Genomic DNA, 10052 nt, shown 5'->3' on the forward strand with positions numbered 1-10052 from the left:
GGTATTACGGCTTTTCGGAAAGCCATGCAGCCAGCTTCGCCATCCTTGCCTATTCGTCATCCTGGATGAAATGCACCCATCCGGATGTGTTTCGTAATCGGCCGCTTGAGGCCGCCTTATGCCTGAGGATTGTGACTGGTAACTTACCGTCGTTAACGACGTCGTTATTGACGTCGTTTGGGAGGTAAATATGGCTCAGGAAATCCTGATTGGCGTTGAACGTCGGCGACGATGGCCGGACGAACGGAAGCTGGAGATTCTGGCTGAAGTTGGTGTGGACGGGGCAAGTGTATCGGATGTGGCACGTCGGCATGGCCTGACCCGCCAACATCTTTACCAGTGGCGTACTTCATTCCGTCAAAGACTGTCTTCCCCAGATCAGTCTGTGGCGTTTGTTCCTGTTGCTTCCGTGAATGCACCCGCTGTGGCGTCTGGCGATGATACTGACGAGTTGGCCATTGTGCTGCGCAATGGCCGTTGTATCAGGGTGACGGGACATCCTGCCGAAGAGCTTCTGGCACGGGTCATCCGGATCGCGGAGACGGCATGATTGGCGCGGGCAACGGTATGCGTGTCTATCTGGCCTGCGGGGTTACGGATATGCGCAAGGGGATATCGGGCCTGGCGGCACTCGCACAGGACGTGCTGCGTCAGAGCCCGACATCAGGGGCGCTCTTTGCCTTTCGTGGTCGCCAGGGGGACAGGATCAAGCTTCTGACGTGGGACGGTCAGGGGTTCTGCCTTTATTACAAAGTGCTCGAGACCGGACGTTTTCCGTGGCCCTCCCCGGCAGATGGCGTGCCCGCCTGACAGCCGCACAGATGGCCATGCTCTGGGAAGGAATCGACTGGAGACGGCCATCCTGGTCGGCGCCCCCCTCTCGCGTAGCCTGATTTTTTTCGTTATTTCTGTCGCGGATTTCTTTGTTTTCTGGCAGTTTTCCGCTATTATCCAGAGATGGAGCGACACCCTGGCCCCCTGCCTGATGATCTGGAGACCCTCAAGGGCATCATCATGGCCCAGCAGGGCGAGATCGTGCGGCTGTCGGCGTCGGCCCGGGCCTATGATGCCCCTTGTCCAGTCGCTCAGGATCCGGATCGCTGCGCCTGCAGAAACAGAAATTCGGGGCCAGTTCAGAAAAGATCGAGCGTGAGACTGAACAACTCGAACTGCTCCTCGAAGATGTGGAAATCGCCATCGCGGCAGCCGATCCGTCTCCCGAAAGTGAGGGGGGCGATAACGGCGATGCCGTGGTCTCTCCCCAAAGACGGCGCGGCAGACCCCGGGTCTCGGACGCCACTCCACGGGAGCGCATTGTGCTCGACCCGGGTGAAGCCTGTTCCGCCTGTGGCGGCCCCTTGCGCCTCGTTGGCGAAGATGTCACCGAAATCCTTGAATTCATCGCAGCAAAACTGAAAGTCGTCAAAACGGCACGGCTGAAGAAATCCTGCCGTCATTGCGAAACAATGGTGCAGCCTGAAGCGCCATCGCGCCCTGTCCCACGGGGCATGGCTGGCCCCGGGCTCCTGGCCCATATCCTGGTCTCGAAATTCGATGACCATATCCCGCTTTATCGTCAGAACGAGATCTTTGCCCGTCAGGGTGTCGAAATCCCCCGTTCAACCCTGATCGACTGGTGTGGTCAGGCCGTTGCCGTTCTGCGTCCTCTCACAGATATGATCCGTCAGGAGGTCGTGGGGGCAGACCTGCTTCATGCCGATGATACGCCCATCCAGGTTCTTGATCCCCGCCTGCGCCAGGCTGGCAAACCACGCGGTGTGAAGGAAGGGCGGATCTGGACCTATCTGCGCGATCCCCGCCCCTGGGGCGGGAGTGATCCACCCGCCGTTGCCTACTGGTTCTCTCCCGATCGCAAGGGGATCAATCCCCAGACCCATCTGGCACAGTTCCGTGGTATTCTGCAGGCAGACGCCTACGCCGGGTTCAGGGACCTGTATAAACCCGATGCAACGGGAACCGTGCGTGTGCGCGAAGCGGCCTGCTGGGCTCATCTACGCCGGGCATTCCATGATGTCTGGAAGGGCAGTGATTCGACAATTGCAAGGGAAGCGCTTGAGCAGATCGGAGAGCTCTACGATATCGAGCGGCAGATCACCGGGCATCCGGCCCCGTATCGCCTGGCGATCCGGCAGGAAAAAAGCCGCCCCCGCGTTATAGCGTTCCATGCCTGGTGCGAAGCACAGCTCACCCGCATCCCCGGGAAGGGAGAACTGGCAAAAGCGATCCGCTATGCGCTCAACCGGTGGGCCGCCTTTACCCTGTTTGTGGAAGATGGTCGTGTCGCCATTGACAATAATCCTGCCGAACGGGCCATACGGCCCGTATGCGTCGGCCGAAAAAACTATCTCTTTGCCGGTTCCGATGCCGGTGGGGACAACATCGCTGACGCCATGACCCTCATCGAAAGCGCAAAACTCTCAGGCCTCAACCCGCATGATTACCTCGCTGACGTCCTGGCCCGTATCAACGAGCACAAGATCAACCGGCTCCACGAACTGTTGCCATGGAACTGGAAACCCGTGACAGATCTTCACAAACAGGCCGCATGATCAACGGCGGCCTTAAGCGGCCGGTTACTGTGTTTCTGGCAGCACTCCTGAACAGCCAGCCGATGGGATTCTACGCCCCGGCCCAGCTTGGGCGCGACGCGCGCGAGCACGGGGTCGAGATCCGGCCGATCTGCGTCAACGCTTCGCGCTGGGACAGCACGCTTGAAGGCCCGGAGCGGGATGACGGACGGTTTGCCGTCCGTCTGGGCATGAACCTGGTAAAAGGGCTGACCAATGAGGATGCCGCGAGACTCGTAGCAGCTCGTGGCGACCGTCCCTTTGCCTCGGTCGATGATCTGTGGCGCAGGGCAGCGGTGAAGGGGGCGGCCCTGACCCATCTGGCCGAGGCGGACGCCTTCCGGCCGGGATTGGGTCTGGCCCGGCGCGAGCACTACAGTTGTGTTTTGATGTGAGAGGCATAGGCTTTTGCCTGATGTATTCGTCTGAAGCGTGACCAATGCAGGATATGGTTGAGGGAGATCTGGCGCTGGGTCAGCCTGACGATAAGACGCCGGATTTCCTGAATGGACCACCGGATCAGACCTGGTACGGGTTCGCTGGTCTTTTTTTGGGAGACCTGTCGTTTGCCTGTGCCCTGACCCCGGCCATCAGGGCATAGGCCAGCATGACAAGGGATACGTGACGATGCCAGCCGTGCCAGGAGCGGGTTTCATTGTGATCGAGGCCGAATTCGTTTTTGGCCGTTCTGAACCCCTCTTCAATCCGCCATCGCGTGCCTTCGACCTGAACCAGCTTTTCAGGCGTCGTTCCTGAGGGGCACCAGACAGTGAAGTATGCAAGGTCCCCGTCGGCTGGGTTCCGGCGCACAAGGAGCCCCCGGATCCAGGTTCTGTTGTCGGCCGGGGTATAGTCTGCCCCCTCGAGTTCGGCGAGCGGACACCACAGCCAGTCATACTGACGATCGCCTTTCGTCCCGTGTCCGGCTGACAGGGAGACCCAGTCTTCTTCTGGAGCATCCCGGGCGATATCACGGGCTTCTCCCGCAACCGGTCTCTCTCCCAGGCCCCAGGAGTTGAACCAGTGACTGCCTGCCACCCCCAGAACATACCCTTTTGCGGCATGACGCAGGCTCATTTCGATTTCCCCTACGCCATAGACACTGTCAGCAGCGACCCATTCGAAGGGAAGGCCGGCCTGCAGGCCGCGTTCGATCATCTGTCGGGCCAGAGAAGGTTTGGTTGCAAACGTTACGTCCGCAGGAACAGAGGCCGCAGACAGCCGTACCGGATCTGATGTCCAGGCTTTGGGAAGATACAGGGCGCGATCCACGAAAGCATGACCCCGTGAAGAAACATAGGCTGCAAACACACCAACCTGACAGTTCGTGATCTTGCCAGCCGAACCCGTGTACTGGCGCCCTACACCACAGGATGCCTTGCCTTTCTTGAGAAAACCGGTCTCATCGATCACAAGAACCGCGTCTTCATCACCCAGGGTAATCTGAACATGATCGCGGACAATGTCGCGCAGACCGTCAGCGTCCCACTGCGTCCGGCCCAGCAAAGCCTGCTGACGCCAGGGGCCTTCGTCGCCTGCGGCTTCCGCACGTTGCCAGCCCGTCTTGCGCGGCAGATTGCCCAGGAGCGTTTCCAGATAATGCTCCGCTGAGACCGCAACCCGATCCTGACCAAACAGGGGGCGTATTTTTTCCTTGACCGCCCGTAATCCCTCAACCGTCAGCGACAGCGTCTCCTCAACAGACGCGCCACCTGTCATCCTGTTCCGTTCCATACCAACACACGGAATCATATCTCGCATCAAAACACAACTGTAGTGTTAAGGCGCTGCGTGATGAACCCCTGCCGCTGTTTGCCGCAGTTGCCGTCGTGCGTGAGACGGAAGAACCCGACGTGCTACTCCAGCCCATGCGGGACGGGGCCGAGGTCGCGCGCGATTACAATCGCACCGGCCGGACCCTGCGGGATCATCCCGTGGTGTTCCTGCGCCCTGATCTCATCGAACGCGGGATGGTGACGTGCCGGCAGGCCCTGGAGGCTCGGGACAGGAGCAGCCTGTCGGTGGCCGGACTGGTGCTGGTCCGCCAGCGGCCCGGTTCGGCCGAGGGCGTGGTGTTCATAACGCTGGAGGACGAAACGGCGGCGATTAACGTGATCATCTGGTCTGATATGTTCGAGCGTTTCTGCCGGGTGGTTCTCTCAGGCCAGATGCGGGGGGTTGTGGGGCGACTGCTCTAGCAACGGCCAGCTAGGAGCGATATAAGACTATTCAACGGTCTTTGGGGAGGGGGAGCAACTTCGTGCGTGGTCGTATTGATGGTTTAAGCAATAATGTTTTGCGTTGCTGGGCATGGGACCCGCAACATCCTTTTACGCATTTAAGCATCCGGATCTTGATGGATGGACAGATCTTAACAGATACTATCGCGAAGCAGCCACGAGAAGATCTACGCCGCGCTCACATCAGTGATGGCCGTCACGGCGCACGCATTGAGCTATCATTTTCTCAGATGGATGGAAAAGAACACGATTTCACACTTCTGGCTCAGACGGGGGCAGAGTTTCTTCTTGTAGACCAGCGTCGCCTCAAATTACCAGCCATTCCCCTGCAAGGACGCGTTGAAAGATTTCAGGGAGAATGTTGCGTGGGTTGGGTGCGTAATCCCCTGTTCCCTGACGATCGGCTGAAGATAGAAGCCATATGGAATAAACGGGTGGTTGCGCATGGTACTGCCAACGTGTTTCGACGGGATTTATTATCGGCCCAGATAGGAGACGGCAAATATGGTTTCCGTCTTCCTATACCTGGTAACGTATGGCGGCAGAATACTGAAAATACGCAGCTCACCATTCAGATCGTAGGAGATGCCACTCGACCTACCCGCACTCTAGGCACCTTAACTATACCCTCCCCCCGCTTGGCAGACCACTTGGTCAAGGATGCACGCTATCACCATCAGCAGGGACAGCTTGAACAGGCCAAGGACCTGCTCGATAAAGCTCTTCAACATTACCCTGATCATGTTGATGCTTTATGGATGAGCGCGCGACTCGCTATGGAAAAGGATGACCGAGAGCAGGCCAAGGCGTTAGCTGAGCGAGCCTGGTATCTGTATCCGGGGCATCCACGTGCGGCTGTTATTCTGGCACGTCTGACTTTTTATGCAGGACAATACAAAGAATCGCTATCTTATTGGAAACACGTTTCTGAACAGGATTCTGCTTATCGGGAAAGTCTCTTACGAACTGGACGCTGTCTTTTGCGCATCGGCCACTACACTCAAGTTATAGAACCTGCGCGCAAGCTATTAGCCATGGATTCCGACGATCATGACGGGCGCCGGATGTTGGCTGAAGCGTACACCGCACTAGAGTTGACTGCTTTGGCGTTGTCTGAATGGCAGAAATTATCTCTTATCTTTCCGGAGGATCGTAACGTACAACGAAATCTAGCCCGTCTACAGAACTCGAGTGATACACGACTGTCAATGGATCAACCAGAAGCATTGATGGTCCTGGAAAATGCAGCTTTGCACAATTGGTTTGGCTCAGCAGAAGGTAAAGTTAAGGAGGCGACCAGGCTTGGTTTAGGCTTGACTTTGCGCCCTACCATCAGAGATAGTCAGATATATTATACAGTTACGCAGCCGCAGGAATTTAAACCGAATGGAATGCCATTTTTTGGTCTTAAGCTATCGGTGCGTAAGGGCGGGGCAGCGCTAGCCCATACGCTAGAATCTGATAAGGCCAAAGTATTAGAGCATGGTATCAGACTGTCTTTTGAAATCCGTCTTGATTCTAACAATATTATTACTGCGCATTCCCTAGTAATTTTGGGTTTGGAAGACAGCCTACATAATCACTGGCATGAATTGTGGAATGGGTATGCGACCGTACACCCACGTCTAGTTTGGTTCGATCTACGTTTAAATAATATGCAGATCGAAGCTCTTAAATTACGAAAGCTTTCTCTGACGCTCAAAATTCCTCAACCGACAATTATGATTTGGAACCCGCCGCGGCCTGTATGCCGTCTCTTGCCAGAGGAAACAGGTCTTCCAGGCTACGAGGGGCCTGATGTAATTAAAAACCTACAAGCACTTGGCGTGCGAGATACCAACTTGCCCCCACGCTATGATGTGTGGCCTGACCGAATTGCGGAAAAAAATTGGGACGCATCGCTACCGTACATGGTTGCTATAATAATATCGAAAATCGAGTGCGAAGAAGATATTTCATTAATATCTCGCAGTATAAAATGTTTGTTTTCTGGACCTGTGTTAGCAATAAGGTGTCGGATAGTGTCTTCTCCCACAATCAATTGTCCAGTAACAGCCATATCGACCGACCCTCGAGTCACTTTGGTCTCGGGCTGGTCGATTGAACAGGAAAGTGCGGAATGGTTCTTATCAATAAATGCAGGAAGTGAACCACCTGCAGGTTGGCCGTTAGATATATACAAAAAAGTTATTGAAAATAATCAAGTCGAGTTTGAAGATAAATGGGGAAAGCTGGGAAAGCGTAGCGTGTTCATGAATAAAATATATAGTAATATTATTTAATTACCACAATATAGATATGTAGAAAGATAGGTTAGTTAAATGATTGATAACTCTCGTTGTTGTGGAGAATTCGAATATAATTCGGAAAGCCGATATATTTACGGCTGGATTCTGCAGGTCGATACTCCCGCTGCTATCAGCATTGAAAGTAAAGGCATGATTCTGGCGGTCCTAGAAACGCAGAATGATGCGATTTCCTCTCGACAGTATTTTTCATGGCATGTTCCTGCTATCGTCACTATGTCTCGTATTCCTGTTCATATTCAGGTTCGTAATTTGATTACAGGCGAAATGCTGGACGGTCCAACGGAACTACCGTCCAGTGAACAAACTTTGACTCCTCGAAAGGCTGGGCAGGAACCTGAAATATGGCCTCATGGCCTTATGGCAATCTGCCCGCCAGGATTAATTGAGGCCGCCGAAGATTTTTGGGTCGAAGCCCCTGCCGCGGCGGGCAACGTACGTGTCGAGCGTACGATGGGGCCTACATTACCAGGCGCTGCCCAATGGGCTATCCGCATTCTTCTTGCCAAGCCAGCAAAACTTGTGGCTCATCAACGCATTCCGTCCTCGCTCCTGTCTTTAACAACACCTGAAGAAGAGAGATCTGTTCGAATTTTTCTTAAATTATCACATGCGTTAGAGAATCTGTCGCAGCGTCAGGTCTCGATTTACCTCAGTTATTGGGACGGACATCATTTTGAACAAATTCGACGCCTTCGCCGAAGTCGTATTTTCCGCAACTTCTCGTTTTTAGATATCGTATTCAATCTCGAAGAAGATGAGATTCCTCTGCAGCAAGAAGGTTATTTAATATTAACAGTAGAGGTAATGTCCTGCTCTGGATTCGTATTAGGTCCTGTAATGCCATCATTGGCGGTAGAGAGTACCCGAACTTTTGAGGATGGTCGCTTAGATAGTGCTTTTAGAGATGTTGTATCTCTATCATATGGACATCAATCAATAATAGGTAAGTCCATTTCACCTATTTTACGTAAAAAACCAAATGCAAGGAATGTTATGAATGGCAATGCTTTTCCATTTACACAAATAATTGTTCCTGTATATAATGGCGCTGAAGTTGTAAGGGATTGCATTGATTCGGTTCTTAAATGCACTGATACCCCTTTCCAACTACTTATTATTGATGATGGCAGTAGAGATTACTCTACAGAAATATTATATGCGTTTTGTCAGGAAGACCCACGCTGTATCATGCATCGACGTGATATTAACCGTGGGTATACAAAATCCATAAACGAAGCTATTAAGCTCACGTCTGCAGACTGGGTCGTAATACTGAACAGTGATACGGTCGTTTCACCAGGATGGTTGAGGAGATTGCATATGGCAGCTCGTTCTGATGCCAGTATCGGAATGGTTGGGCCTCTCTCTAACGCAGCAACATGGCAGTCCTTACCAGAAGTAAAAAAAGCAGATGGATCATGGTCTACTAACGATTTCATTAATGCAGATGATGTATCAGATATTCAAAATATACTTTCGATGTATTCTGAATGTGAATATCCTCGCGCGCCATTATTAAACGGTTTTTCTACTTTAATTAACAGAAAGATATTCGATATTGTCGGTTTATTTGACGAAGAAGCATTCCCTATTGGCTATGGGGAAGAGACAGATATGTGCTTGCGTGCCATACAGGCAGGTTTTGATCTAGTCATAGCTGATGACTGCTTCGTCTATCATCAAAAGAGTGTTAGTTTCGGCTCTGCTTCGCGTTCTAAGCTTTCACGCGCAGGTAATTTTGAACTCCGTAATAAGCACATAGGTATCAATATTAAATCTCTTGAGGGGGCCATGCAACAAAACAAAGTGATGATTCGTCTGCGTGCGAATATGTCCAATCTTGAGCAGGAGTTAAGTTAATGCCCGATATCATGTTTGTACTTCCTGTCCGAGGCGGGAGCGGTGGTGCACATTCAGTTATGCAAGAAGTAACAGCACTTCGAAACATCGGCATAAATGCAAGAGTTCTGGTGAATGAGCAAAATGTAGCATCTTTTAAGGCCGTATATTCGCGATTTGAGTGGACAAAAGAGGGTGTAATTTCTTTTTCGGGGCCACGACATTTAGGTGAAATTGCAAAAAATGCGGATGTGGTTGTGGCAACTACTAACACGTCTGTCCATTCTGTTGCTGAAGCCATTCGTGAAACCAAGGCAAAATTTCGTACCGCATATTATGTGCAGGATTACGAACCGCTGTTCTATGAAGCCGGGACCATCAACCATCGTCTGGCTGTCTCAAGTTTTGGGATCCTACAGAACTGTACTTATTTTGCAAAAACGAGATGGTTATGTGATATCGTCCACGCAACGCATGGACACGACGTTAGAAGGGTGGTGCCTAGCATCGATCATAGTATCTATTTTCCATGCCGTCCTGATTTGGCTGAAGTGCCTGTAGTCACTGCAATGATTCGGCCTCCAACTCCGAGACGAGCACCACGTCGCACGGCTGCTTTACTTGCACGTATAACGTCGGGCGAATTTGGCCCCATGCGGGTTCGTGCCTTTGGTGCCAGTCAGGAAGATTTACACGAACATGGTCTGGTTTTGCCCGATATGGTAGAAGTAGCTGGTATCCTCAATCAGACAGATGTCTCAGAATTGCTACGTGAAACAGATTTTTTTATTGATTTGTCTGATTATCAGGCATTTGGCCGGACAGCTGCCGAGGCAATGGCATGTGGCGCGATTACTATTGCGCCTGTTCTAGGAGGAGCATCTGACTTTATTGACAATGGCATAAATTCCTTTCTCGTCAATACAGGAAACCCAACAGAGATAACTGCGACGCTTAACCGTATGTTCTCGATGTCAGACAAGGAAAAAAATACTATGCGTTATGCAGCTATGGAAGCTGTTGCAGGCTATACACCGGTACGTGCGGCTATTTCGGAACTACATGCGCTCGGATTT

7 protein-coding genes and 3 pseudogenes are annotated in these 10052 nt (G+C 52.3%); 9 read left to right on the plus strand and 1 reads right to left on the minus strand.

The window, feature by feature from the left end:
* The 5 genes and pseudogenes from GXY01S_RS18785 to GXY01S_RS15385 all read left to right on the plus strand — a co-directional run.
* A partial coding sequence (locus GXY01S_RS18785; RefSeq protein ID WP_218003169.1) for a hypothetical protein occupies window positions 1–188 on the plus strand: 188 nt, incomplete at its 5' end.
* 2 nt (window positions 189–190) lie between these two features.
* Window positions 191–550: an IS66-like element accessory protein TnpA gene (gene tnpA / locus GXY01S_RS17510; RefSeq protein WP_082770918.1), complete on the plus strand. Its 360-nt coding sequence runs from the start codon at window positions 191–193 to the stop codon at window positions 548–550.
* Window positions 547–810, plus strand: coding sequence for an IS66 family insertion sequence element accessory protein TnpB (gene tnpB / locus GXY01S_RS15375; RefSeq protein ID WP_370664498.1), 264 nt, complete (start codon window positions 547–549; stop codon window positions 808–810). Before tnpA ends, tnpB begins: the two co-directional genes overlap by 4 nt.
* Before the next feature lie 147 nt (window positions 811–957).
* A pseudogene (gene tnpC, locus GXY01S_RS15380) lies at window positions 958–2570 on the plus strand (IS66 family transposase).
* Between the two features lie 29 nt (window positions 2571–2599).
* Window positions 2600–2959: pseudogene (locus tag GXY01S_RS15385) on the plus strand (helix-hairpin-helix domain-containing protein); the annotation flags it as partial.
* A 148-nt stretch (window positions 2960–3107) separates the two neighbouring features.
* Here the strand turns inward: GXY01S_RS15385 and GXY01S_RS15390 are convergent.
* Complete coding sequence (locus GXY01S_RS15390) at window positions 3108–4322, minus strand: IS701 family transposase (protein WP_061276527.1); 1215 nt, start codon at window positions 4320–4322, stop codon at window positions 3108–3110.
* A gap of 41 nt (window positions 4323–4363) precedes the next feature.
* Between GXY01S_RS15390 and GXY01S_RS15395 the strand changes: the two are divergent.
* From GXY01S_RS15395 to GXY01S_RS17525, 4 genes and pseudogenes are all read left to right on the plus strand, one after another.
* Window positions 4364–4780 (plus strand): annotated as a pseudogene (locus GXY01S_RS15395) (OB-fold nucleic acid binding domain-containing protein); the annotation flags it as partial.
* A 68-nt stretch (window positions 4781–4848) separates the two neighbouring features.
* A complete protein-coding gene (locus tag GXY01S_RS17515) occupies window positions 4849–7110 on the plus strand; it encodes a tetratricopeptide repeat protein (RefSeq protein ID WP_146222817.1) in 2262 nt (753 codons plus the stop codon).
* Window positions 7111–7149: 39 nt separating this feature from the next.
* Window positions 7150–8997, plus strand: coding sequence for a glycosyltransferase family 2 protein (locus GXY01S_RS17520; protein ID WP_082770920.1), 1848 nt, complete (start codon window positions 7150–7152; stop codon window positions 8995–8997).
* On the plus strand, window positions 8997–10052 hold a 1056-nt coding region (locus GXY01S_RS17525; protein WP_082770921.1), incomplete at its 3' end, for a glycosyltransferase. The genes GXY01S_RS17520 and GXY01S_RS17525, both read left to right, overlap by 1 nt.

Source organism: Komagataeibacter xylinus NBRC 15237, assembly GCF_001571345.1.
GTDB lineage: Bacteria > Pseudomonadota > Alphaproteobacteria > Acetobacterales > Acetobacteraceae > Komagataeibacter > Komagataeibacter xylinus.